Raw genomic sequence first — 26,006 nt, forward strand, 5'->3', positions numbered from 1 at the left:
GCCTTTTAATTTCGAGGAACAACGCTTGGTATCGGATGATCTTCGCCTTAGCGATATGAGGCCTTCCCCCGATGCGCTGCTTGAACAGGCAGAACGCGAAACGCGCGGTCGTCTCAAGATATTTCTGGGAGCAGCACCCGGCGTCGGCAAAACCTATGAAATGCTAATGTCGGGGCGTGCACGAAAAGCAGACGGTATCGATGTGGTGATCGGCATTGTCGAGACCCATGGGCGACAAGAAACCGAAGCGCTTGTCGATGGGCTTGAGATCATAGACCGTAAGCCAGTGTCCTATCATGGCCACCGTCTTGAAGAGATGGACATTGATGCCATCCTCAAAAGACAGCCGCAACTGGTTCTGGTGGATGAGCTCGCCCACACCAATGCACCGGGCAGCCGTCACCCCAAGCGTTATCAGGATGTGGAGGAAATTCTGGCGCGCGGGATCGACGTCTATACCACACTTAATATCCAGCATGTCGAAAGCCTAAATGATGTGGTTGCGCAGATTACGCGCATTCGCGTGCGCGAAACCGTGCCCGACAGCATTATCGACCGGGCCGACGATGTCGAGTTGATTGATCTGACGCCAGACGATCTCATAAAGCGGCTTAATCAGGGCAAAATCTATCTGCCCAAAACCGCAAAGCGTGCAATCCGAAACTATTTCTCCCCTGGCAATCTGACGGCCTTGCGTGAGCTCGCTCTCCGCCGCACAGCCCAGCGGGTTGACGAGCAATTGCTAACCCATATGCGCGCCAATGCCATCCAGGGGCCATGGGCTGCCGGTGACAGGGTGCTCGTTGCGATCGACCAGCGCCCAAACAGTGCTTCACTGGTCCGCTATGCCCGGCGACTAGCCGACCGAATGCGCGCGCCATGGGCTGCAATTCACATCGAAACGCCGCGTTCGGCCGGGCTTTCCGATGAAGCCAAGGATCGGCTTGCGGCAACCATGCGTCTTTGCGAACAGCTCGGCGGCGAAACAATCATAATTCCCGGCCAAAGCATCGCCGAAGACCTCGTGCGTTATGCTTCAACGCATAATTTCACACATATCGTCGCCGGAAAATCGGCCAAGCCACGTTGGCGCGAGGCTATTGAGGGCTCGGTCGGCCACGCACTGATCCGCCATTCCGGTGCAATTGATGTTCATATCACCGCGGCCGCTGACCGCGACAATGCCGGTTCCGCCCGCAACATTAAAACCGTCAGCCATTCATCCGGGTATGACCTCAAGCCATATCTCGTCGCAACACTTGTCACAGCATGTGCACTTGGTGTTGGGCTTTTGCTTGATCAGTTTCTCGACGTGCGAAGCATCGCACTGGTTTTCGTTGTCGGTGTTCTCGGTGTTGCAGTCACACTTGGCCTTTGGCCTGCGCTGTTTGTCTCTGTATTGAGCGCTTTTGCCTATAACTTCTTCTTCCTCTCGCCGCTCTACACACTGTCTATCGCGGACCCCGAAAGCGTGGTGGCACTTTCGTTCTTCCTGCTTGTCAGTTTTGTCGCCAGCAATCTGGCAAGCCGCGTGCAGCGTCAGGCCGCAGCTGCAAGACAGCGCGCAAACATGACCGAGGATCTTTATCTTTTCAGCAAGAAGCTGGCGGGGACAGGTTCGCTCGACGACGTGCTCTGGGCAACCGCCTTTCAGATCGCCTCCATGCTGAAAGTACGGGTTGTCATCCTGCTGCCGGAAGGTGACAGCATTGCGGTTCGCGCAGGATACCCACCCGATGACAGTCTTGTCGATGCCGATATTGCTGCAGCCCATTGGGCGTGGGAACATGAACTGCCAGCGGGACGAGGTGCGGATACCCTTCCTGGTGCCAAGCGGCTTTATCTGCCGCTCAAGACGGCACGGACGTCTGTCGGCGTGATTGGCCTCGACAATGATCGGCAGGGGCCAATCCTGACACCCGAACAACAAAGGCTTTTTGAAGCTCTCAGCGATCAGGCGGCCATTGCCATTGAGCGTGTGCAGCTTGTTGGTGATGTCGAACGCGCCAAGCTTGCAGCAGAGGCAGACAAGCTCCGTTCCGCGCTTCTTACCTCTATATCGCACGATCTTAAAACGCCGCTTGCCGGTATCATGGGTGCTGCCACCACATTGCGCGACTATTCCGCGTCACTACCTGGAAGCGATCGCACCGAATTGCTAACGACCATTGTCGAGCAGTCCGAACGGCTCAATCGTTTTATTGCCAATCTGCTCGATATGACACGGATTGAATCAGGCGCTATGGAGCCCACTTTGTCGCTGCATTATCTTGGCGATATTGTAGGGGCAGCGTTGCATCGAGCCGTCAAAATTCTCGCGCATCACAAGGTTCAGGTAGCGGTTGCAGCCGAGCTTCCCATGCTGCGGCTTGATGCGGTCCTGTTCGAGCAGGTGCTGTTTAATCTTCTCGACAACGCCGCAAAATATGCGCCGCAGGGATCAGAGATCAGGCTTGAAGCGCATGTTGAGCGTGGATATGTGGTGCTTGAGATCAGCGATCATGGCCCGGGCATTCCCGATGTCGATCTTGAACGGGTTTTCGATACATTCTATCGCGTTCGAAAGGGTGATCATGTACAGGCAGGAACAGGTCTTGGTCTTTCCATTGCCCGTGGCTTTACTGAAGCAATGGGTGGAACCATTCGGGCCGGAAACAGGGCCGAGAGTTCCGGTGCCCGTTTCACAATAACAATACCTTTGCCAGCGAACCATGTCTCCCAGAAGTGGGAGCCGGTTTTGGAATAAAGACGTGCTTGCAAATAGACATCGGAGCGTCTTTTGTGCGTGCGCTAGGATGCAGGGGTATTGCAGAGAAATGGACCGGAACTGATGAGCGATCCAAAGCCGAAAATCCTGGTTGTCGATGATGAGCCACCCATCCGCAAATTGTTGCGGGTTGGGCTTACAACCGAAGGCTATAGCATTATAGAAGCGGCCAATGCGCGCGAAGCAGACATGCTGCTTCAAAGCGAAAATCCTGATCTCGTTCTGCTTGACCTTGGTCTGCCCGATACCGACGGCCATGAGCTGCTCCGTCTGTGGCGTGAACAGGGACTGACACTGCCAGTTCTCATTCTTTCAAGCCGAACCGATGAAGCGGGCATAGTACGAGCGCTGGAAACGGGTGCCGACGATTATGTCAGCAAGCCTTTTGGGATGAAGGAACTAGCAGCAAGAACCCGCGTGGCGTTACGCCATAAACTGCACCAGCAGGGAGAAAAGCCTGTCTTTCAGAGCGATGGATTGTCGGTCGATCTGGTCAGGCGCATTGTGAAGCTTGATGAGATGGAGATAAAGCTCTCTCCAAAGGAATATGAAATCCTGCGCCTGCTCGTGCAGCACGCAGGCAAGGTGCTGACACATCAATATATTCTAAGCCACGTCTGGGGTCCGGCGGCGGATGTGCAATATCTGCGCATCTATGTTCGTCAGCTGCGCCAGAAGATCGAGAAATCTCCCGATCAGCCGCATTATATTCTGACGGAAACAGGCGTCGGCTATCGTCTTCGCGAAGCCGACGCAATTGAACAAAGTTAGTCTGACGCTTTGGATGCCTTGGACTTCTTCAACGTCTTGCCGTGATTGGCGATCCAGTCCATAGCGGCCAGAAGCACGCCCGAAATCACGAAGACCAGATGAATGACGACCATCCACTTGATGTGATCGGCCGAATATTTGGCAACATCCATGAATACCTTAAGGAGATGGATACCGGAAATTGCAACAATCGAGGCTACGAGCTTCAACTTCAGCGCCGAGAAATCGACTTCACCCTGCCAATCAGGGCGATCCTTGTGATCGGCCAGATCCATGCGGCTGACGAAATTCTCATAGCCCGCGAAGATCACGATCATCAAAAGATTGGCAGCAAGACTAAGATCAATCAGCGCTAGCACGCCAAGAACAGCATCATTGACCGTCATTGACGGAACAATCATTGCAAAGCGCCACAGCTCAACGATGAACACCCAGACCAGAATGACCAGCGCCATTGCGAGGCCGATATACATAGGGGCCATCAGCCAGCGACTGGCGAAAAGGCTGCGTTCGATCAGTCGTTCCATGGCGTACTCCTAAAATTGGCCGGAGACGCAACTATCACGCGGATGTGACGGCAGCAAGTCGGTTAAAAAGGTAGCCGAACACACCAGCTCAGACAGAGTAGCGAGTGAAAATTCACCACTTCACATTCAAACCGATATTGCCTTCCCAGATTCGGTTGCGTTCGCCACCAAGATTGGTTGTGTAATCGGCAGTCGCATAAAGGCTGGCCTTCTCGGTGATGTCGAGGGTCAAACCGCCGCCAACTTCCAGCGAAGTGCCTTTTAGGTCGGTCACAATCGGATCGGTGGCAAAGCGCACGGTCTGATCGGAAGAAAAATTTTGCCACAGATTGGCTTTCAAATAGGGACGCAGCTTGCCGATGGATGTCTCCTCAGCACCCTGCAGACGCATTCCGATGCGTCCGGTCCAGGCATTATCTGAATCAAACGATACGGATGAGTAACGATCTGCCTGATCATCGAGCGAAAGGCTCTGCCAGATGAGCTGCGCCTGCGGTTCCAGCGTCCAGCTTTCACTCAACGCAATTGGATAGCCCCCTTCCAACGAGGCTGTGATACCATGGCCGTCGACATCGATGCCCTGCCCTTCATTGGAATTGGCATCGCCGCCATACCACGTGCCCATCAGCACGGCATCGAGATACCAACCTTGCGGGCCAATATGCGTCCAATAACCGCCAAAGCTGGTGCCAGTCATTTCCAGATCGCCGACCGCCAAATCATTCCAGCCCAGCGCCTGCCCTGTAATATCTCCTGTCACACGGGCATAGCCGAAGAACAAGCCGAAACGGTCGAAATGGCCACTGTCTGTCTCATGACCCCAAAGGTCCTGACCGGCCTGAATGCCGAAAAGCTTGCCATCAAGCCCTGGCGCAACAGTGCCCTTCCACTTCGTATCGATACTCTGCCCGAACAAACGCGCCCAGGTAGATGGCAGATAACCGCCGCTTTTAAGAAGATCCTGTTCGCCACGGCGCTCATGAAAGGTTCCGAGAGACGTGAGTGCCAGATGATGCGCAACAGGTGGCAAAGCTGAATAGGCCGGTACCTCGACACGATAAAGCGTGACGACATCTCCTTGCACACGCGTGGCACCCGGCGATGGTGACACCGCCCCTTCAAAGCCTATTTGCGGGATTGACGATTGTCCGCTGGAACCAGCGGGCGGATTGGCCGCTTCTGCTGCTGGGGGTGCAGGTGGCGCTTCAGGCTCAGGCGAACTTTCCGTGACAGGCGCAGATGTATCTTCGGGGTCTGGATCGTTCGGATCGACCGGCAGGGTCGCCGGTGGTTGCTCAAGAGTTGGCGGTGGAGCAGAATTTTCGGGCGCTTGCGGTGACAAATCCTCCTCAGGAACCACAGGCGCAGGCTGAGTGCCGCTGACAAGCGTAGAACGGAGATACCAGTTTTCGTTCGTACTGGCAGACACGCCACCTTTGAAGAGGAAATACTCGTAAGCACCAGCTGCGACACGACCATTGAGCGAGAATGCGCTGCTTGCTGTGGTCGCGCCGTTAAGCGCCTGCACAACCATTATGCCATCGGAAATGGTCGAAGCGCCCGCCCCACCCACATTGTTGACGACGATACCGGTGGAGCCGGAGGCGTTCCCTGTATCAATGACAAGCTTGTCCGATGGCGACCCATCCGCGCCAAGCACAGTATCAACGAAGAGAAGACCGTTCTGGCCAGTATAGTTACCCTTGATTGTAAATGTGTCAGTAGTGCTTGAGCCACCATTGGTCAGATCGATACGGCCGGCATTGAAGACGGACGCGAACTGGTTTGCAGAAAAAGAATTGATGCCACTTTGTGCCGAACCGCCATAGATCGTGCTGGCAGCATCGACATTGAGCGTTCCAGTGCCTGTGCCTGCGTCGCCAAGGGTGAGGATCGTGTCAAATGTCAAGCGCGTATCATTGGTGAGGTTGATCGTCTCCCAACTGTCAAAGCGGGCAACCTTACCGGTTTTGACATTGTTGAAAGTCAGTGCATCAACACCCTCGCCGCCTGTCAGGCGTTTGGTCGCGCCGATATTTGCCTCTGTCAGATTGGTAAGCACCGCCGTATCGCTGTCACCGCCCATATCGATATTGCCGTAGACAATTCCGCCGCCATTCCAGCTAAATTGGTCATTGCCGAAGCTCAATAGAATGTCGCCTGCAACCGTACCGCCGGTAATCGTCACACTATCTGTGCCGCCGCTGACGCTGATGTTGCCACCGATCATGCCATTGGAAATGATAATCGTATCATCTCCAAAACCCGCAACCAGATTGCGATCAATAGTGCCGCCGGACATATTGAAGTAATTGTTATCGAGCTTCAGGTTGACGCGACCGATCCGGCCACCGGTCATGACGGCATAATCGCCATCGTCGAATGCATCAACAATCCGGCCTCCAGACATGAAGAACGTATCGAGCGCATCACCCTGATTAAGAGAGCCGACCTCGCCGCCCGTCATGCGAAAATCATCAATGCCACTACCCTGTTGAATATTGCCCGTGACAGCGCCGCCAGAAATCACGAATGCATCCGTGCCATCCCCCTGAACGACATTGCCCGCAATCGTGCCGGAATGAACTTCGATCCGGTCTGTGCCTGCGCCGAAGGACACATTGCCGTTAATTGTACCCGTGCCGCCTGGTGGCAACAGCAAAGTGTTATTACCATTTAGATCAGTCAGCCCGGCCAAAGAGGTGCCGCTGTCGCAAATATAAGTGTCGTCACCAAGTGTGGGAGAAAATGAACAGGCCGCGAAAGCCGGATCTGCTTTCAGTATAAAACTACTGATCGTAATAATGGCTGTGCTTGAAAGAAACGTTACAAAGGCAGGTGCAATTACGCGATGTCTCATTATCCCTCTCCATTTTGCAGCCAGCTGCGGCAAAATAATAATGAGGAATTTTTTATATTAGGCAAGGCTGCTATTTGAACATAATTAAGGAATTATTCTTTCCATAATTTGAAGATATTTCAGTATTTTAAAAGAAAATGAGGCGCTTGGTTCTGCAAAATCGTACATATATTTTAGTATATAGGGCAGTACAATTAAGGGATAATATTAATCTATTCCGATGTCACGAAACTTGCATAACCATCTCCAAGTGTCTTGCTGATAAAGCGTGAATATTGGTCGTAGGCCTGATCTGCAGATGTTACACGGCCAAACACTGGCGTTTCAAAAACCTTCATCGGAATAAGTGCCAGAGGCACCGAAACAGGTGTGAGTTGCGCACCCTGGCCTGCCCGCAATGTCGTGAGGATGCCGTGCATTTCACCGGCGATACTTGGCCGTGAGAGAACCGCCATGCGGTACTGACCAGAGGTATTGGTCACTAGATAAACATGGCCTGAGAGATGAGGGACAGAAACACGTCCCTGCTGCGAAAAAGACGTATCGGTACGCTCGCGCTCTTCAAATTTGAGATGCGTATTCTCGGAATCCCAGCTGATATCGGTACAATAGGCGAAAATATCGGATCTATTGCCAAAGGAAGGGCGCAGGGTAAGGAAGGTTCCTTCTAGCCAGGATACAGCAGGGCGCGAGTAAGCACCCAATTCTTCTGGAGCGTGTCCGTGCGGCACCACGGGCTTGGGCTTTTCCATTTCCGACTGCTCACGCAAGTCAAATCCCATGGCCTGCTCAAGCCTGATGATGGTGGACAGCGTGAAGGGCCTATGCCCGGACAGTGCCTTTTCAAGCGTGGAGAGGCTGATGCGCGCCTCATCAGCCAGATGCTGTCGCGAGATTCTGCGCCGCGCGATTTCCTCGCGCACCCGTTCAGCAACGCGGAGATTCAATTGATCGGACAAAACCGCTTCTTGCTGAGACATGAGAATTTCCTGAATCCGTACTTTCCTTCACAATTCCACACATAAGCGGAACCGGCAAGGTGGCTTGCGGCAAACTATGGACAAAACTTGGCAAAGCTTACGCTGGCAAGGAAACAGCACTCCGGCGCAAATTGTGTCCAGTTATCCGATAGATACAGGAGCGCACAATGTCGCCTGCAAGCAGACACTCTCATCGCCCTCATCCCCAAGCGCATGCAGTTCGCCTATCGCAGTTCTGCAAGTTCATCTGGTTAGTGAACATGACGATATTGCCAATCCTGGCCGTTATTGTCTCACTTCTCAACGTAGTATCCGCGCGTGCGGAAAAGCCCGACTATGTAACGCCGAACGCCATGCAAAGCGGCAGCCTTCTGCTTGCGAGCAGTCAAGCCGGCCAGTATGTCGAAGCGCCCCGGCTCGCAACAGATTTCAACATCGATGTGAGCGGTCCCACTGCCCGCGCCCGTCTCAGTCAGGTTTTTGAAAACCCGACTGACGGCTGGGTCGAGGGGCTTTATGTCTTTCCACTGCCCGAAGATAGTGCGGTTTATTCCTTGAAGATGATTGTCGGCGATAAAGTCATCGTGGCCGATATCAAGGAAAAGCAGGCAGCACGTGAAATCTATGAGAAGGCAAAAAGTGAAGGCAAGAAGGCAGCTCTGATCGAACAGCAGCGCCCAAACATCTTCACCAATGCAGTTGCAAATCTTGGTCCCCGCGAAAAAGTGGTTATTCAGATCGAATACCAGCAGGCGGTCCGCTTGAGCGACAATCGCTTTTCGCTTCGCGTGCCGCTCGTTGTGGCGCCCCGCTATAATCCCGAAAACACTGACCCGATCATTGAAACCGCGGATATTCAGAGTGGTTGGGGAAGACAGAAAACGGAACCATCCCATGGGCCGGACAATGCCGCGATTGAAACGCCGCTTGCTGCGCCGGGCGACGATCGCACCAATCCCGTGACGATCGCAGTCACCCTCAAACCCGGTTTCCCAGCCACTGATATCAAGAGCCTTTATCACGCCATCAAAATCGACCAGCAGAACGAGCAGACATCCCTGATCGTTCTGGATGGGAAGGTCACAGCAGATCGCGATTTCGTTCTCGAATGGCAAGCTGCTGACAGCGAAATGCCCAATGTCGGCCTCTTTCGGGAACGTGTTGGAAATGACGATTATGTGCTGGCCTACGTCACGCCACCGGTCGTTAAAAATTCTGAAAATCAGTCGCGAGAAATCGTGTTTGTGCTCGACAATTCAGGTTCGATGGGCGGAACCTCGATCAAGCAGGCCAAAGCCAGTCTTGACTACGCCCTCTCCCGCTTAAAACCCACAGATCATTTCAACGTCATTCGTTTCGATGACACTCTGACCAAGGTATTCGATGACTCCGTCCCTGCTACGCCGCTCAATATTACCGATGCCCGCGAATATGTCGCCACGCTTGACGCTGTCGGGGGAACAGAAATGCTGCCCGCATTGCACGCGGCTCTTGATGACAGCCATCAAAAAGCCGGTTTGCGTCAGATTGTGTTTCTAACGGATGGCGAGATCAGCAACGAACAGCAAATGCTTGATGTCATCGCATCGCGCCGCGATCGCTCCCGTCTCTTCATGGTCGGTATCGGTTCAGCACCCAACACCTATCTAATGAGCAAGGCATCGGAAATCGGACGTGGCACCTTTACGCATATCGGATCGGTTGAGGAAGTCGACCAGCGGATGCGTGAATTGTTTGCTAAGCTCGAAAACCCGGTGATAACCGATGTTCGAGCTTCCTTCTCACAAGAGGGTGTAAATCTGACGCCAGGCCTTCTTCCCGACCTTTACCAGGGTGAACCGTTGGTGATTGCGGCACGGACAAAACACGCAACTGGTACCATTACAGTTGAGGGTACAATTGGCAGAAAGCCCTGGACAGTCAGCCTCAGGCTCGATGCGGCAAGCCCGGCAGAAGGCATTTCCAAAATCTGGGCTCGTCGCAAGATTGATGATGCTGAAGTGGACATGAAGCTCGGCAAGATTACAGGATTGGCGGCCGATACGCGTATCCTAAGCCTTGCACTGGAGCATCATCTGGTAACACGCCTCACAAGTCTCGTTGCCGTTGATCAGACACCAGCACGGCCAGCCAATACCCCCCTCACCCGCGCCGACATCCCTTTGGAGCTTCCCGCCGGATGGGATTTTGATGCTCTGTTTGGTATCCGTGCAGACCGCAATGTACTTGAACATGCAGAGGCCGGACAGAACCAGATTAAGGTTCGCGCTCAGGAACGAGCCAGGATGCCAAGCATTCCGGCGCCAGCCACACCTCTTCCGCAAACAGCAACGCCAGCAACTTTAAACATGCTGCAGGGTTCGGGCGTTCTTTTCATCGGTTTCTTGATCTTCTGGTTTTCGCGCCGCAGGGGGAATGCATGATGAGTATCGTTATCGCTCAGAATACAAAGACAAAGGAGCGCGCTTTGTTGCGCTCCCCCCTCACCCTTCTGTCTATCGCCTTGATGGTCTGTGGTCTTGTTCTGTTTAGTCAGGGTCTATGGATTCACGCAAAAGCCTATGCAGCACAAATCCTTCTGGAACGGGCTTTCACACAAAGCATAGCCTCAGGTGAAAAAGTCAAACCATGGAGCTGGGCCGATACCTGGCCGGTAGCCCGTATCGAAGCGCCTCGTCTGGCTGCATCTGCAATTGCTCTGAATGGGGCAAGCGGACAGGCTCTCGCTTTTGGTCCCGGTCATTTACAAAACACACCAAATGCAGGCGATAACGGTACAGCGGTTTACGCAGCGCATCGCGATACCCATTTTGCTTTTCTTAAAGATCTTGAGAAAGGCGATCTCATTCGCATCACCCGCGATGACGGCAAGATTTTCACTTATCGCGCGACGCATATGACGGTTACACGTTGGGACGAAGCTCAGATCGATATCCATGCTCCAGGCGTTCAACTGGTTCTTGCGACCTGCTATCCGTTTGATGCGGTTAACCAAGGTCCTCTTCGTTATCTCGTCCACGCCGAGCTGGTGAAATAGCCCTGAGAAAATCGATCAGGCCCTATACGCCAGAGCGGAAAGCGCCTGATCGCTGCGCTCCTTGCCCGGCGACGGATTAAGAGCGGTTGCTCACGCCCAGCATCTACAACCTTCTCATCATGCTGCGGTGAATGTAGCTAGGTTCCCCCTTTATCGTTTTCGAAGAACTGGCTGTGGCACATTGCTTCTTTTGCATTCTATCAAACTTCAATCAGGATAGTTGTCGTTCTCTTTGCTGAATATGCAGTGCACTCACCATAAGAGCTTTGACAGAAAACGCGTCTTCAGCGGCCTTTTCCGTAAGAATGCGAAGGTAACCACTCACAGAGCGAATATCGTTATAACGCTGAAGCAGATAGGCAATTGTGATAGCCGTATTCTGTCTTCCAAGCATTTTCAGAGCCATTTGATAGAGTTTGGTATCGATACCGATGAAACCTCTTACTTTCTCCGCTGTTGCGATCAAATGTTCCCAATGGCTGATAGGAATTGATGCATATGCACCAATCTCTGGGCACGCTCTGAGAACGAGATCGAGAGAAATATTTGTTTCATGTGTTTCGTGAGCGCTGTTGTTCAAATTTGCAATGTCGTTATCAAAATGGGAATCTGGTTTTGATTCATTAAGCTGCCGCTCATTTTGGGATTCATTGTCGCTCAAATTTTGAACTTTTTGATTATTATTCAAAGCCTTATCAACAGAAGCATGAATATCCTGAAGTTTTGCGACCAATGTAGCCAGTTCCTGCATTTCTGCGCGACGTGGAATGCTGTCGACAACCGCACGGAACTCGACTTTCAGTTCATCCCAAGCGCCTGGAAGCGATGCTTCGATTGCAAATTCGAGCAGTTTTGAAATATCGCGGCGCAGCAAAGTTAGCTGTTCACGAATGTCACGCAGAGCAGCCTTTTCAGCTTTGACGTGTTCAGCCGCAGCTTCAAACTCGGACGCACGGATAAGAAGCGGCGCAAGTGAGAAACCAAATGCAATCTTTAACTCGCCAGATTTGCTGCGGCGGGCATAACGTTTGCCGTTCGGACTGTCCTGACGGGTAATGATACCAGCTTCGACCAGCGCTGCGAGATGACGACGCAATGTTGCATCAGCCATTCCATGGGCGCGCAGAGCCAATTGCTTGTTGGATGGAAACACCACCAGAGCACCGGATTCGACCAGCGTATTTTCGGGATAAAATGATAACAAGGCAGACAGTACAGCTAAAGAACGATCACTGATACCAATGATATTCTTGCCTTCACATAGCCAACGATGAAGCTGCCACTTATCTGCAGCTGCTCCCTGAGGGATTTCTCTAGCTTTTTGATGCACTGCCAACAAGGCATGCGTCATCCGCTGACTGCCAAACGGCGTCAGGCCAAATTGAGACTCCATTTTCTTTCACCTTCCACAAGGCAAAAGAAATCCACCCGCCGAAATGACGCTAAATACACTTGACAGTGATTCGTGAATTTGCGATTCTCTAGCTGCTAAACCAATGAGAAGGGCTTCCACGCGGCGACGTTTGGGGGCCTTTTTCTTTTGCTGCTTTTTCCTTTTCGTCAAATTATGCAGATGACCACCACCTGCACTCTTTTCACTTTATTCGTTACGCAGGACAGGCGAGGATAAGTTTCCTCACCTAATACGCTTACTCACTTCTCATCGGCACTGAATGATGCATAAAGTTCATCCAGATTGCGCGAAATCCAATCGGCAAAGCGAGGACCATTGGCGGCGCTAAGCGCCAGTGTCGCTGTCTTGCCGTTTTGTTTGATCGTTGCACTCACGCTTTTGTCAGCCGCACTCCAGGTCGAACCAGTCCGCGACGCGGCCTTCGTAACCGGCTTCTTTTGATTTGCCCCTTTGAGGTAACCATAAAGCTGTTCAAAACGCGTACTCGACGATGCTTCCTTGAAGGCATCGGTTTGCATTAGTTCACGTGCAGCTTCTGGCTTTCCCGGCATTTCAATGAGTTTGCGCAATTCGAGCCAGCGGTCACGCCCGATGCCTTTTGCCGGTCCAATCGCCACCAGCATGTCTTCCGATATCGCACGTGGAATGGTCAGCATCTTCGACAATGTCTGGTAGTCGATAGAAAGAGCAGCCTGGATGGCTTCACGGCTGTACTGCAGTTCCTCGAGCCGAGCGGCAAAGAGAACGCGCTCTATGAAACTGAGATTGGCACGCGCGGAGTTTTCCTGGCCCTGGCTTATAACATGCTCAAGATCGGCTAACGGCTTGATAACAGCCTTCACCTTGATGCCGAGCTCACCAGCAACTTTAGCGCGGCGATGACCGAAAACGATCATATAGCGACCGCTGGTCTGAGGGTGTGGGCGCACCAGAATAGGGCTATCCTGCCCGCGTTCGCGAACCGCTTCCAAAAGCTCCGCATATTCCTGATCATCGGCTTCAGGCAGGCGATCAGCTATGAAAGATCCATCAAGATCGGAAGGATCGAGCTCGACAATTGCTTCCCCATCGAGCTTTTGAGAGGCCTGCTTTGCGAGTTCATCGATAGACGCAGAGAGGGACTTTGCAGCACCAAAGCGGCGCGAAACATTTTCGACTGGAGACGCGGAGTTTTCTTCCGTTTCTTCGGTCTGCATAACGCTCTGAAAAATGTTCTTCCGTGCCATTCTTTTACCCTCAAATCAGCCACAAGCCTGATTTTATTCCATATTTTGCGATTTAGACTGCCGTCTAACGACCCCATGCCTCGTGAATAAGTCCACGAATTTCTGAGTTAACCCCCTCTAATGCTTCCATAGCGCGATCATAAGTTCCGCGGTTCATTGAAGAGCGCTCAACCTCATAGAGCGTCTGTTTGGTAAGACCTGCATCTGATATAGCTGTTGACTTCAACATCTGATGCTTAAGCATATGAGATGCCAACATGCTTTGCATGAAGCCAACCATTTGGGCCTGAGGAACATCTGTCGGCTCATAGCGCGTGATCAGATAGCGGAACCAATCGAGCTGCACAGCACCACCAGCCTGACGAACTGTCTTGAGGATGTCGCCCAGCATAAGCAGGAACTGCGACATCGACATAAGATCAAGCATCTGCGGGTGAACCGTGATGAGAACTGATGTAGCGGCCGAAAGGGCGGTCAGCGTCAGATAGCCAAGCTGCGGCGGGCAATCGATGACGACAACATCATAATCGGCATCCACCTCGGCAAGCGCTACAGCAATACGGTTCCAGAAGGTTTTGCCTTCGCCGCCGTTCTGCATGGCAAGCGGTGTGTCGTATTCATATTCCTGCAGCTCCAGCATTGCAGGGATGATGTCGAGACCAGGGAAATTGGTCTTGCGAATGATTTCTCGGATCGATTTGCGCTGCTCATCATAGCGAACAGCTTCGTAGAGCGACGGAAACTCATCGAGCTCTGGCTGAATACCATGCAAGGCGGACAGCGAAGCCTGCGGGTCGAGATCGATTGCAAGGACGCGATGGCCGGTGAGGGCGAGATGCTGCGCCAGATGCGCAGCTGTCGTCGTCTTGCCTGAACCACCTTTAAAGTTCACAACGCCGATGACCTGCAGTTTGTCGTTGCCGCGGCGATGCGGAACATAACGCTTTACCTCGGCGCGGCCATTCTGATCGAGCCACTGACGCAGTTCCTGCAGCTGTTCAATCGTATATGCGCGACGTCCACCCGAAAGGATAATCGGCTCAACACCTTTTCCTTCCAGATGCAACTTTTTCAGATTGCTCGGAGACACACCAAGGAAATAGGCAGCTTCCGCCATAGAGAATTGACGCAAATTCTTGCGCGCATCCGGCGGGAAGTTTTCATGACGCAGCAGATTGAGCTTGCGCGAGATCTCTCGACCTTGCGTCAATATCATGTCGTCAAACGACACTTGCTCTGCTTTACTTGCGATATTCATAGACTTGGGATCCCTAGTGACGGCACTGGAACTAATACCGTCTAAATACCGTCATTATGTCCGATTCTTATTTTGCTGCAAGGGGCGCGTGTTAACAAATGGTTAGCATCCCTGGCGGCGGCGTTTTGAATCATCATCCAGCACGGTGAGAAATTTCCTATCTACCTGAATATAAAGAGAATTAAGGATAATAGACGGCAGTCTATTCGGGTTCGTGACTTGAAATTATGGGATTCTTTCGCGCATTCAAGAGGGATTGCAGAGCAGGGCAACAATACTTGTGGGAGAATCGGTCTTCTGTTCCCGTAAAAAATCCAAGTCTATGATGTCTTTGGCGATGCGCTGGTCGAGGGTGGGGTTGCTCGGTGTGTGAGCGCTAGGTCAACAGGAGAGTAAGAACTGCGAATTCTATGATTATGCAACGCCAATTTCTCCGAAGGCGGTTGAGGCGAAGTCCCGTAGTGAACAAAGCTGCAATATTCTAAGAAATCTACATCTGTCGCGTGTTCGCACGACCAGTCCTGACGGCTTGCGGTCGGGCAGGATGGGCAAAAAGTTCGAACGGATGGAGAGCCGAGCCAAAACCGGCAATGTCGTGAGCAGCTTATAGGTGCACCTGAATTTCGCTCTGGCGATTAGAATATTGGGTTGCAAGTAAGCGCGGATGGTCTTTGAGGCAGCATTTGTATGGCTTGATTTTCCATTGATGCTCGTGGCTGCATCAAACCGTCGACCAATATTCGAGAGGTTGCTATCTCAGATGAATACTTCACGCGCCTAGCGCAGGATCGACATTGTCGGTAGAGAAAATGCAAACCCGGGTCAGCTTTGCAAACCTTTTGGGTTTTGTGTGAAACTACGTCTTAGTGGGATGACACTCGGGAGCCCGTTTGCAGTTCAACCAAGCCCAGTGACATTCATCACCGCTATCGGAAAACGTTCTTGTTAAGCGTGATGACGGCGCCGCGGTCAAGAAACGAGAAATGCGTGCGTTATTGCGTTTGCAGTTATTGGCACCATCGTGATTGAGGGTGCATCATCGATTTGGCGTAGACATTCGTCTCAAAATCAACCTATACTACTTTCAGAAGAGTAAGTCGCAACAACGACTCGAATGCGCTCATTTAGGAAGATATGGCGTCTTCCAGGCATCGTCAATGTAGCGAAACAATAAGCCTACTTAGATTTCCTAGCTAAAAATTGCCCGTTCTTTTTCAAAGAGTTAGGGCGGTGGTTCGGCATGTCCATTTCGGTTCATTTCGTTAGATTCTTAAGAAATTTCAGTCAAAGCCAAAGTGGCGGCTCTACCGAACCAGGAATGTGCTGGCAATGTCCAGTCAGTCCGATTCTCGCTCCACGGCGCCATATTGGCCTTAAATCGAATAACCCGATGCGTGTCGGGCGAAATGCCGGCGTCAGTCAACGTACACACCACCGCATCGCCAAGCCGGAACCGCGTGAATATCAAAGAAGCTCGATGCGCTGCGGCTTAGTGATCGAGCCCGAATGGTGTTTTGCTAGAGCAGTTAAGCCTTTGGGTAATTGTTGACGCGTCGCTTTATCAAGCAAGAACGATGCAACGTCCCGCGGTACAGCATTGCTTTGCAAGGACCGCCAGGTGTTACTTCCCCTAAAGCAAAGCTAAACTGAGGGCATTTCACGCTTTAGGAGGAAAGCTGTTGCCCCGATTTCTCGCAGTCTATACGATCAAATCTGCAGATATCGCTTCCTTTCGGGGTTTGCCATAGCGAAGCCGGAGCCCGAAGTACTTTGTGACCGCGACTGCGTGCGGTCTTCTCAACTGCCTGCATTAGGCATTGTCCAATGCCTTTTCCTTGCGCGGATGGTAATACGAATACCATTCTGACCGTATTGCCATCAAGACTGGCGGTACCTGATAAAGTGCCGCCACGGACGGCTACCCATACAGTTCGGCTGTTGATGAGTTGGCAAACATTCTGTATCGAAGAATTATCGATGACGCGGTCAATGACCCTTTTCGGATAGTCTTGACCATTCGAAATTCGGATAGTCTGCTGCACAAGTGAACTGAGTTCAGGAGCATCATTGAGGATAGCATATCTTACGTCGGTCATTGTGCACATGAACAAAGTCTCTTGATTTTTGGCAGCTGCAATGAGGAATGCAGGCGGGCATAAAGTCGTTCTGTGTGGCTTGCCTTTAGCTTATCTTACAGCGCGTGGATGCTGCATTTTTCTGTCCTGTGGACGATGGATATAATAAAATCAAAAGCTCGTCGTCTGGTTTAGTGGCATAAGGCTTATAGGAAACGCGAACGGTACTCGGTCGGCGTCAGGCCCGTCGCTTTTCGGAACTGCTGGCGGAGAGCATGACCAGACCCGAAGCCTACGGCATGAGAGATAACTTCGATACTGTTCTCTTGTGTCGTCAGGAGGGATTTGGCTGCTTCAATACGCTCGGTGATTAACCAGGAACCGGGACTACTCCCCACAGCCTCCTCGAAACGACGCAGGAATGTACGCAGACTCATCCCACATTCCGCAGCCATCGCGGAGGTAGTCCAAGATCTTGAAAGTGCGTTGCGAATTCTATCGAGAAGAGGGGCTATCTCTCCGGTTGTCTTTTGGGGAACGGGACGTTCAAGGAACTGCGACTGTCCGCCGTTTCTATGTGCAGGCACGACCAACCGTCGCGCAACCGAATTTGCTGCATCTGACCCAAAGTCGTCACGCACCGTGGCAATCAGCAGATCGATTCCGGCCGCACTTCCTGCGGAAGTGAATATTTGTCCCTCAGCCCGATATAGAGCGGCCGCATCCACGGTTAGTTCCGGATGACGCTGTTGCAATGTCACCGCATGACGCCAATGCGTCGTAATAGTACGACCTGCAAGGAGGCCGGTGGCAGCTAGTACAAAAGCACCAGAGCATATGGAGAGCAGCCGCGCACCTCGAGCGTGAGCAGCACGGAGCTTTTCACAGAGCTCCTCGGGCACCGGTATATCGGCACCTTTCCAACCTGGCACAACGATAATATCGGCTTCCTCCAACACAGCGCCATTTTGATCCGGAACGATCGTCAGACCGCCATGCGCACGCACAGGCCCTGGTTCGATGGCACAGCTTACGAAGCGATACCATCCGGACCCCATTTCGGGTCGGTAGAGACCGAAGACTTCGGCGACAATACCGAACTCGAAGGTACAAAGCCCATCGTAGAGGAGGGCAGCAACCAATGGACCCGTGGTAGTTTCAGGCGTTTGTGGAGTAGTTGGCATGATAGTTACGTATATTGTCATTCATGCCATCTGGCAAGCTATGCTGCGGCATGTCAGATCTGAGTGCGATAGAAGGAGAACATGATGACATCCGCAGTTACCCGTATTCCGGCTGCTCCCAGCGACATTGCACGTGAGCATTTTGCGTCCGAGTTCACTTTTGAAACCGATTGCTGGGACATTCACGATGCTCTGTCGACAGGTGCGGACTTTGTTCTGCTCGACGTGAGAAGCCCCGCCCTGTTTGCAAAAGGTCATGTGCCAGGAGCGATCAACTTGCCGTATGGTAAGATAATCCGATCAAAACTCTCCGATTGGCCTGAGGGCACGATGTTTGTCACCTATTGCGCAGGCCCACATTGCAATGGCGCAGCACGCGGTGCCTTGCGGCTGGCTGAGCTCGATCGACCGGTCAAGATCATGGCTGGCGGTATCGCTGGATGGCTTGATGAGGGGTTCGAACTTGCAACAGGGGGGCTGTGAGTACGGTAATTCGCCGCGCCACTCCAAAGACGTGACCGAGCTTCTAAACTTCGAGACCATGCCGCGTTTTCACGCTGCATGGTAGATCAACCAAAATTCCGTGAACTTCCAAAGAAAGTCAGGCTGCTTTGAATTGGTTGCATTCCGAGACGCGGGAAGGCAGCCGACTGACAGCTATTAGACAAGCTTGCCGAACAATCGGACAATTCAGCAATCGACAAGGATTACAATGTGGGATTCCCCTGCCACCGACTTGAAAATTCCCGTGCGGCTTGGATAAAGGCACTGAACGCAGCAGGTGGATTTTTCCTGCCTGGATAGTAGAGCGCGAGAGGGGCAAGGGGGGGTGTCCAATCTTCAAGAACACGCACGAGACGTCCCCGCGCAATGTCCTCACGCACATCTGCTTCCATGACATAGCCAAGGCCAATTCCATTTTGAGCGGCAATTCGAACGAGGCTTGGTTCATCCAGGGTTATGGAGCCTTGCACGTCAATCTGCACGGCCTCGCCGTTCTTCTCAAAGCGCCATCGGAAGAGCGCGTTATTTGGCAAGCGCGCGGGTATACAGCGGAAGCGATAGAGGTCGGTGGGAACGATTGGCTTGCCGTGTGCGCGCACAAATTCGGGCGACGCAACCACCGCATTGCTGCGCGCGCCACCCAGAGAAACAGCGATCATGTCGCTTGGAACGAGGTCGATCGGTCTTAGTCCCATGTCGAAGCCATCGGCAACGATGTCGACCAGCCTCCCTTCAGTGACCAGATCAATATGAACCTGCGGGTGCCGCCGAAGAAAGGACAAAATAAGTGGAGCGATGATTTCTCGAGCAGCGGAAGCAAAAGCATTGATGCGCAAGGTGCCCATCGGTGTCTCCTGAAGCGATTGCACCGCATGCATTGCGTCATGAATGTCAGTCAGCGCTGGTCCCACCCGCTCAACAAGGGTCTGTCCGGCATCAGTCAGTGACACGCTTCGCGTCGTGCGATTGAACAGGCGAATTCCGAGGCGTTCTTCGAGCTTGGCAATCGCGTTACTCAAAGCCGTCGTGGACATGCCTAACTCGAGTGCGGCGGCGCGAAAGGATCCTCGCCTCGCGATGGCAAGAACCGCATCGAACTCGATGAAAATAGATCGCGCCATTATCCCTACTTTCGAAATTCGTCGTCCCGCTTTATCCTAATTATCACATCAGTCGTCCAGGTCTAAACTGACAATTGCGGTTCTTGGAAGAACCGGCGAGTAGTCAGCAAGGCTACACACTTGACCTGGAGAGCCCAAATGGCTGTCAAACTTCCCAAAAGCATCGAAGATTATTTTGCCGCCGACCGCGATGACGGTACCGACGCTGTCACCGCGTGCTTTACCGAAGACGCGATCGTCAAGGACGAGGGCAAGACCCATATCGGTCTGGATGCTATCCGCGCCTGGAAGGAAGGTTCGGTCAAAAAATACAGCTATACGGTCGAGCCCTTCTTCATCGCGACTGAGAACGGCAAGACATTGGTAATCAGTCACCTTGTTGGGAATTTTCCGGGAAGCCCGGTCGACTTGCGCTACTTCTTTGTCTTGGTGAACGAAAAGATCACCGAGCTGGAGATCACGATATGACATCGTTTCTCACACTGGAAGGCCGCCGCGCGCTGATTACCGGCGGGACGCTCGGCACGGGAGCCGCAACTGTCGCTCTCTTCCGAGAATTAGGTGCCCGCGTGTTGACAACTGCACGCAACAAACCTGAGGACTTTTCCGATGAGCCTTTCGTTGCGGCCGACCTCACCACCAACGCAGGTGCGCAGACCGTCATCGAGGCGGTGCATAGGCAACTTGGCGGGGTGGACATTCTCGTCAACGTTCTGGGTGGTTCATCCGCGCCGGCAGGCGGTTATGCAGCACTTGGTGACGAGGATTGGCAAAAGGAGTTTGCCCTCAATTTTTACCCTGCAATCAGGCTCGATCGTTCCCTGATCCCCCTCATGATCGCGCAAGGCGGCGGGGTTGTTGTTCATGTCACTTCTATCCAGAGCCGGCTGCCGCTCCCCGAAGCAACAACCGCCTACGCTTCCGCAAAGGCAGCTCTGAACACTTACAGCAAAAGCCTATCTAAGGAGGTCACACCCAGAGGAGTACGGGTGGTCCGGGTTTCCCCCGGATGGATCGCCAGCCCAAAATCCAATGGCCTGGCACTGCGATTGGCGAAAGAAGCCGGCATCGACTATGCCGGCGGTGTGCAAATGATCATGAAGTCGCTTGGTGGCATTCCTCTGGGTCGGCCCGCCGAGCCGGAAGAAGTAGCAAATCTCATCGCTTTTCTGGCATCCGATCGGGCGTCGGCCATTAGCGGGACCGAGCATGTGGTGGATGGTGGCACCATCCCGACTGCGTGAGGGTTTCTACTGCAAGCAATTTGCATTGGGAAACAAGACTACTCGGTTTTCGAGTGTTACCCTGGGAATAGAAAATAACGGCAGCTTCGGACACGCATGATGGGCCTGATCGTCTGAGTTGAGGATCGGAAGCTGCCTGGCTGGCGCAGACATACCGCAACTGCGTGAACGGCAATTTGCAATGCGTGCACATGCAGCTAATATCAGGGCAGTGAAAAAACTTGTCGCCACCGCGAGCAGAGATGCTGGAGCAATCAGTCGCTTTGATCTGTTGGACCCAACGTTCGGAGTTATCAGATCGAGTTATGTCTTTTGCGAAATGTATTTTAGTATCAGACACAAAAGGGAGAGCAGAGTGATGAAATCTCACATTATTTCCATCGCGGTTGGTATGGCCAGCTTGGGCGTTCCCGCTCTCGCCGCTGACTTCAACTACTCCAGCCTGAATGGAAGCTGGCAAGTCAAGGCCGTTTCAGTACCGAAAGAGGGCGTCCAGGCCCTCGTAGATAATGACCCTCAATATATGGGCGCAATCATCCATTTTGGCCCAAACGATATTACCTGGACCAAGGGTACGAAAATTCGGCCGATTGATCCTTCGATCGACAATTGTTCAACTTCCCCCAGCTTGGCACCGTGGAAGGCTGATCCGGATGACGCGGATCAACAGCCCATTAAGGGCGGATTTAGCGTGGTTTGCCGAGACGATGTTTGGGGAACAATAGTTCCTGTCGATCACAAAACCGTCAAGCTACATTACCTTGACAACGGCGTCCTTACGCTCACGCGACAATAAACGAGCTATATATCACCGATTGGGCGGATCGATCGTTCGTCCAATCTGCGCATCGCTAAAGACTATGCCGCTCGCAGATTGTCTGTTAACTCGCTGGAATTCGATCACTGCGATAATTCGGCGCATAGCTTTACACCCTTACTGCTTGTGGCCGCGCTCATGTGCGAGGTCCGGGTTCGCGCGCTATTCTTGACGTTGTTAGCAGTCGCCAGGAAGGCGCCCAATCCCGCAAATTCGCTTGGCATTTCACACCTGCCACAAACCGGTCGCTCGATTTATGACGCTTTCAGCGTCCACGAAGGAAGCGGGTGCGGGGGATCAGGTGTGGACCTTTCACCGTGAGTGGTTGCGGCAGACTTGATCGCCTATTCAGGCCACTCGATTCCGCGGCCATTAGAAAGCGCATCTCGGCTTACTCGGGTCGTCGCGCTTCGAAACTGATGATTTCATCGTCCTTGCGTGGGGCTTTTCCGTGCAGGTAGTTGCCTGATACAACCACATCGACAAAGCCGGTGCGCTGAAGAGCCATCGACAACTCTTCGACGCCCCACCACCGCAACTTAAAAAAATCGAGTTCGGATTTCACAAGATTTCCATCCTGCCAAAGCTCATAGCGGAGATGGGCTAGGGTGGTCTGCGCGATATAATCTGTTTCCACCCGATGATCCGAGAGAGTGAGCAGATCGCCGTTTTCCGTTTTCCAGCTTCGAACTGACCCTGTTGGCCCAAAGAAACTGCCTATTGCATCGAGGTCCAGGAACAATTTCGCGCCGGGGATGAGATAATCATAAAACCGCCTCAGTACAGTGATCGCCGAGGTGGTATCCGTGACCAGCTGAAACGATCCCGCGGGGATGATGACGGCTGCAAAGCGTTGGCTGTAGGAGAACCCTTCGAATGTCTGTCGTGTCACCCTCGCAGAGAGGTTCCTCTTCCTGCATTCCTCCTGGCAGTAACCGAGCATCTCGTTAGACGCGTCAAATCCCTCTATTGAGAATCCGGACTCGAGCAACGGCACATAAACTCGACCGTTACCGACCGCAGGTTCCAGGATCGGACCTTCGAGTTCCCCAAGGCGTTGCTGATAATACTCCACATCGCCAAATGAACGTCCGACCGGCTTATCCAGATTATAGACCCAAGAAGCCAGTGTTCCGTAACGATTGTTCATTCGAGACCTGTAGGATTGATCTTGCCACGACGCTTTCGCCATATGCGGAAGCGACTGTCTTATAATTGAAGGAAATGACTCTCGCCAGTTTTAAGTGGCCATCCATGGTGCGGGAACGGCCCTTCGTGCACACGCCTGCTTTTGGCACAAGGCAGCCATTATCAGTATCGGGCTTGAATGCCAGCTTCCGGTGGGCATTGAGCTTTCAATTCTGCAGCTGTACCCACATTAGAATTTACCGAAAGCCGCGACCCTTGCTTTGATAAAAGGCAAGGTTTGATATGGCTTGTTCTACCTTACAGAAAACTCTTTTGACACGCATTCTTCAGTCTCAACCGCTCAATCCTTTCTGTCATCCCGCCAAACCAAATTCACATGGTGGTCCTACGATCTAAGATGGGTTCGTCCATTAGAAGGTGCTTTTCGTGGTACCGCAATTTTAGAGGCTGAATCCAGGAGCTTACGAAAGGTTGGACATTCGAGATGGCTCGTTGCGCTGCAGTCAGCAACATGCCGAAGTGTATCACGCAAAACGCGCAGCCCAGCCATCTGTCTGTCTAAGTCATCGGCCTTCGCACGCAACTCTTCCCTCGGAAGTTCTAAACGGCCTTCTTGTCCAAGAATTGTAGCAATCTCGGTGAGTGAGAAACCTGCCGCTCTGCCAAGCGCGATCAGGGATAGCTTCAACAAAACATCTTTATCGAACTGCCGCCGCAATCCATGCCTTCCCACCGATCGGATTAATCCAATTTCCTCATAGTATCTAAGGGTAGACGGCTGTACGCCAGCGCGTTCAGCTACTTCACCAATATCCATCGTTTTCATACTTGACCTCAAGTTGACTTAAAGTCGTACGATCTCTTGAAGCAAAGAATATGGCAAGGGAAATAAGATGGATAATATGCCAAAGGCGGCTGAAGTGGCTATCTGGCGAGACAATCGCGCTGTTGCGCTGTTGATGGCGGCGACGTTAACGGTGATGGCCAACGCAACGATCAGCCCGGCGCTGCCCGGATTGCAGCACTTATTCGTAGATGAACCCCATTCTGAATTGCTGACGCGGCTTTTGGTGACGGCCCCCTCATTAAGCATTGCGCTTCTAGCGCCTTTGGTAGGGCTCGTCGTGGATCGGATTGGACGGCGCGTTCCGCTACTTGTCGGCATTATTCTTTTTGTAATCGCGGGCAGCGCCGGATTGTATCTCCCTGACTTGCTGACCATATTCCTTAGTCGAATTGTATTGGGGGTTGCCGTCGCATTTATCATGACAGCGCAGACAGCACTGATCGGCGATTATTTTTCGGGTGAGATTAGGAGTACACTGACAGGACTGCAAATCTCCGCACGAAATTTTGGCGGTTTGGTTCTCATCCTATTAGCGGGCTTGGTCGCTACAGTGTCGCCCCGATGGGTCTTTGGTGTGTACGGGCTGGCACTCCTGGTGCTGCCGCTTGCATGGGCGGCGATCGTGGAGCCGCGGCGGTCATTAGACGTTGGCCGGGCTTCCCATTTGCCGGGATCGGAGGGGAAGCCGAAATGGGCGCTGCTTTTTTTTGGGTTGGTCATCCTGCAGTCGGTAACCAACATGTTCTTCTTCATTATGCCTACGCAGTTGCCGTTCTTCCTCGATGCCCAAGGTTACAGCAGTGCCAGCATGACGGGTATGACGCTCAGTCTTTTGATGCTGAGCGGAGGCACAGTAGCATTGGCCTACTCGCGGATACAGCGCACCATAGGCTATGCCGGTGTCTATGCATTTGGCTATGCTGCTATGGCATCTGGTTTTCTGCTGTTGTTGAATTCGGGCGAGGCTTTGTTCATTTTGGCTGGCGCGGCATTAATCGGTGCTGGTTATGCTGCAGTTTCGCCGACGTTCGTCGCGCTGACACTCGCAATGGCACCGCAGCATCGACGGGGATTGGCCGGGGGAATACTGACCTCCTCGGTTTTTGCAGGCCAATTCATGTCGCCACTGCTCAGTACCCCAGTGATCATGACTGCGTGCTATGACGGACTATTTGTGTGTGTGACGGTTCTTCTGGCATGTATGGCGATTATCGTGTGTGCAGCCATCCGGTACGGAACTCGTGAAACGCGAAGCTAATTTTTGGGTACCGGGATGTCGCCCCTGAAGCGGTACCACTACTGACTGCCCACTATTACGCAGGAACAGGGATCATCATTGATGATCCTTACAACGCGTTGATCGCAACGCAACTAGCAAAAACTGAAACCGGGGTGGCATGCTTGTGCGCTGGACTTCTGGATTTTGTGACGAGCCGCTTGGTCAAATACCGACACATGCGTTAATGGCGGAGATTTAGAATATCCCGCTTGCCCACAGGGTCTGGCAAAAGTAGATGGATGTAAACTTGCCCAATGTGTTCACCTTAACTCATATAGGGACTGGACGCAGGCGAATGTTTTGTATTGATCGACTGTTCGGCGATTTTAGTTCTGATTATAGTTTAGGAGACGAAGACATGTATGTCCGATTGGCGAGCTTTGTGACTGCCGGTTTGATTTTTTTGAATGCAGCAGTGGCTGACGAACCTTCAAAGGTGCGTGATATCACTGGCGCAAACGAAATCTCAGAACGTAGCAATGAGTTTGCGAACGATCTCAAAGCGCTCGGCATTGAAGCGAAGCTGAAATGCGGTCTATTAATCGGGACGCAAAACGAAACCGGACAAGAAAGCTTCGGCGGGATTTGCGATATGACGCTAGCAGGTAAAAAGCCAACGTCGATCATGCTGTGCAACGATACGATGATTGGCAAACTGACCATCAAAGCTTTCGGCTTCAGTGAGAACAAGAACGAACTTGCGGCATTCACGAACATGAACTGCCAGCCGGGTGGCTAACACTGCGTAATCCCTTCGCGAGCTATGGGCTTGCTAAAAATCCGGGTGCAGTTCGATTTAGGAAAACTCCGGCAACACCAACACCGAAAAAGCCCTAGTCCGAATGATATGCTTGGGCTTACCTACAAGTGTTTTTTTGGACGGAGTTGCAGAGAACTGCACCTATCCCGGCCAGACAGCTGCGAAACGTTTCACCGAATTGCTGTT

21 protein-coding genes are annotated in these 26,006 nt (G+C 52.5%); 10 read left to right on the top strand and 11 right to left on the bottom strand.

Going from position 1 to position 26,006, the window contains the following annotated elements; all coding sequences use genetic code 11:
- The first annotated feature begins 55 nt into the window (after nt 1-55).
- Together QSJ70_RS06905 and QSJ70_RS06910 are read left to right on the top strand one after the other, a co-directional pair.
- On the top strand, nt 56-2,746 hold the full coding sequence (locus QSJ70_RS06905) for a DUF4118 domain-containing protein (protein WP_252349128.1): 2,691 nt from the start codon (nt 56-58) through the stop codon (nt 2,744-2,746).
- Between the two features lie 84 nt (nt 2,747-2,830).
- The gene (locus tag QSJ70_RS06910) at nt 2,831-3,538 is read left to right on the top strand and encodes a response regulator transcription factor (RefSeq protein WP_285535293.1); all 708 of its coding nucleotides are present in this window, start codon (nt 2,831-2,833) and stop codon (nt 3,536-3,538) included.
- Here QSJ70_RS06910 and QSJ70_RS06915 read toward each other — a convergent pair.
- From QSJ70_RS06915 to QSJ70_RS06925, 3 genes are all read right to left on the bottom strand, one after another.
- Nucleotides 3,535-4,065, bottom strand: coding sequence for a TIGR00645 family protein (locus tag QSJ70_RS06915; RefSeq protein WP_215777878.1), 531 nt, complete (start codon nt 4,063-4,065; stop codon nt 3,535-3,537). The genes QSJ70_RS06910 and QSJ70_RS06915 overlap by 4 nt on opposite strands.
- Nucleotides 4,066-4,177: 112 nt before the next feature.
- Entirely contained in the window at nt 4,178-6,925 is a 2,748-nt protein-coding gene (locus QSJ70_RS06920) for an autotransporter family protein (protein ID WP_285535294.1), read from the bottom strand.
- Nucleotides 6,926-7,137: 212 nt separating this feature from the next.
- Nucleotides 7,138-7,905 (bottom strand): helix-turn-helix domain-containing protein, encoded by a 768-nt coding sequence (locus QSJ70_RS06925; RefSeq protein ID WP_285535295.1) that lies wholly within the window; start codon nt 7,903-7,905, stop codon nt 7,138-7,140.
- 260 nt (nt 7,906-8,165) lie between these two features.
- On the opposite strand from QSJ70_RS06925, the gene QSJ70_RS06930 reads away from it, so the two are divergent.
- Together QSJ70_RS06930 and QSJ70_RS06935 are read left to right on the top strand one after the other, a co-directional pair.
- Entirely contained in the window at nt 8,166-10,328 is a 2,163-nt protein-coding gene (locus QSJ70_RS06930) for a marine proteobacterial sortase target protein (protein ID WP_285535297.1), read from the top strand.
- Entirely contained in the window at nt 10,328-10,942 is a 615-nt protein-coding gene (locus tag QSJ70_RS06935; protein WP_215779133.1) for a class GN sortase, read from the top strand. The genes QSJ70_RS06930 and QSJ70_RS06935 overlap by 1 nt, the downstream gene beginning before the upstream one ends.
- Before the next feature lie 211 nt (nt 10,943-11,153).
- Here QSJ70_RS06935 and repC read toward each other — a convergent pair whose 3' ends face one another.
- From repC to ftrA, 5 genes are all read right to left on the bottom strand, one after another.
- The gene (gene repC / locus QSJ70_RS06940) at nt 11,154-12,335 is read right to left on the bottom strand and encodes a plasmid replication protein RepC (RefSeq protein WP_285535299.1); all 1,182 of its coding nucleotides are present in this window, start codon (nt 12,333-12,335) and stop codon (nt 11,154-11,156) included.
- 260 nt (nt 12,336-12,595) lie between these two features.
- On the bottom strand, nt 12,596-13,582 hold the full coding sequence (repB, locus tag QSJ70_RS06945; protein ID WP_285535301.1) for a plasmid partitioning protein RepB: 987 nt from the start codon (nt 13,580-13,582) through the stop codon (nt 12,596-12,598).
- Nucleotides 13,583-13,646: 64 nt separating this feature from the next.
- The gene (gene repA / locus QSJ70_RS06950; RefSeq protein WP_187547699.1) at nt 13,647-14,840 is read right to left on the bottom strand and encodes a plasmid partitioning protein RepA; all 1,194 of its coding nucleotides are present in this window, start codon (nt 14,838-14,840) and stop codon (nt 13,647-13,649) included.
- 1,664 nt (nt 14,841-16,504) lie between these two features.
- Complete coding sequence (locus QSJ70_RS27675; protein WP_352230996.1) at nt 16,505-16,945, bottom strand: GNAT family N-acetyltransferase; 441 nt, start codon at nt 16,943-16,945, stop codon at nt 16,505-16,507.
- 176 nt (nt 16,946-17,121) lie between these two features.
- On the bottom strand, nt 17,122-18,120 hold the full coding sequence (gene ftrA, locus QSJ70_RS06955) for a transcriptional regulator FtrA (protein ID WP_285535304.1): 999 nt from the start codon (nt 18,118-18,120) through the stop codon (nt 17,122-17,124).
- 63 nt (nt 18,121-18,183) lie between these two features.
- On the opposite strand from ftrA, the gene QSJ70_RS06960 reads away from it, so the two are divergent.
- On the top strand, nt 18,184-18,582 hold the full coding sequence (locus QSJ70_RS06960) for a rhodanese-like domain-containing protein (RefSeq protein WP_285535306.1): 399 nt from the start codon (nt 18,184-18,186) through the stop codon (nt 18,580-18,582).
- Nucleotides 18,583-18,806: 224 nt separating this feature from the next.
- On the opposite strand, the gene QSJ70_RS06965 is transcribed toward QSJ70_RS06960, so the two are convergent.
- Nucleotides 18,807-19,724, bottom strand: a complete 918-nt coding sequence (locus QSJ70_RS06965; protein ID WP_215777853.1) for a LysR family transcriptional regulator — start codon at nt 19,722-19,724, stop codon at nt 18,807-18,809.
- Nucleotides 19,725-19,862: 138 nt separating this feature from the next.
- Between QSJ70_RS06965 and QSJ70_RS06970 the strand changes: the two genes are divergently transcribed.
- From QSJ70_RS06970 to QSJ70_RS06980, 3 genes are all read left to right on the top strand, one after another.
- A complete protein-coding gene (locus tag QSJ70_RS06970; protein WP_215777832.1) occupies nt 19,863-20,192 on the top strand; it encodes a nuclear transport factor 2 family protein in 330 nt (109 codons plus the stop codon).
- Entirely contained in the window at nt 20,189-20,968 is a 780-nt protein-coding gene (locus QSJ70_RS06975; RefSeq protein ID WP_215777830.1) for an SDR family oxidoreductase, read from the top strand. The genes QSJ70_RS06970 and QSJ70_RS06975 overlap by 4 nt, the downstream gene beginning before the upstream one ends.
- Nucleotides 20,969-21,326: 358 nt before the next feature.
- Nucleotides 21,327-21,764, top strand: a complete 438-nt coding sequence (locus tag QSJ70_RS06980) for a hypothetical protein (protein WP_215777829.1) — start codon at nt 21,327-21,329, stop codon at nt 21,762-21,764.
- A 412-nt stretch (nt 21,765-22,176) separates the two neighbouring features.
- Here the strand turns inward: QSJ70_RS06980 and QSJ70_RS06985 are convergent, their stop codons facing one another.
- Complete coding sequence (locus QSJ70_RS06985) at nt 22,177-22,935, bottom strand: class I SAM-dependent methyltransferase (RefSeq protein WP_285535310.1); 759 nt, start codon at nt 22,933-22,935, stop codon at nt 22,177-22,179.
- A 384-nt stretch (nt 22,936-23,319) separates the two neighbouring features.
- Nucleotides 23,320-23,760, bottom strand: a complete 441-nt coding sequence (locus QSJ70_RS06990) for a helix-turn-helix domain-containing protein (RefSeq protein WP_215777825.1) — start codon at nt 23,758-23,760, stop codon at nt 23,320-23,322.
- A gap of 67 nt (nt 23,761-23,827) precedes the next feature.
- Here QSJ70_RS06990 and QSJ70_RS06995 point away from each other — a divergent pair, with 67 nt between their 5' ends.
- A complete protein-coding gene (locus QSJ70_RS06995) occupies nt 23,828-25,039 on the top strand; it encodes an MFS transporter (RefSeq protein WP_285535312.1) in 1,212 nt (403 codons plus the stop codon).
- A 256-nt stretch (nt 25,040-25,295) separates the two neighbouring features.
- Entirely contained in the window at nt 25,296-25,799 is a 504-nt protein-coding gene (locus QSJ70_RS07000; RefSeq protein ID WP_285535314.1) for a hypothetical protein, read from the top strand.
- Nucleotides 25,800-26,006: the final 207 nt, after the last annotated feature.

The organism is Brucella sp. NBRC 12950, assembly GCF_030268145.1.
GTDB lineage: Bacteria > Pseudomonadota > Alphaproteobacteria > Rhizobiales > Rhizobiaceae > Brucella.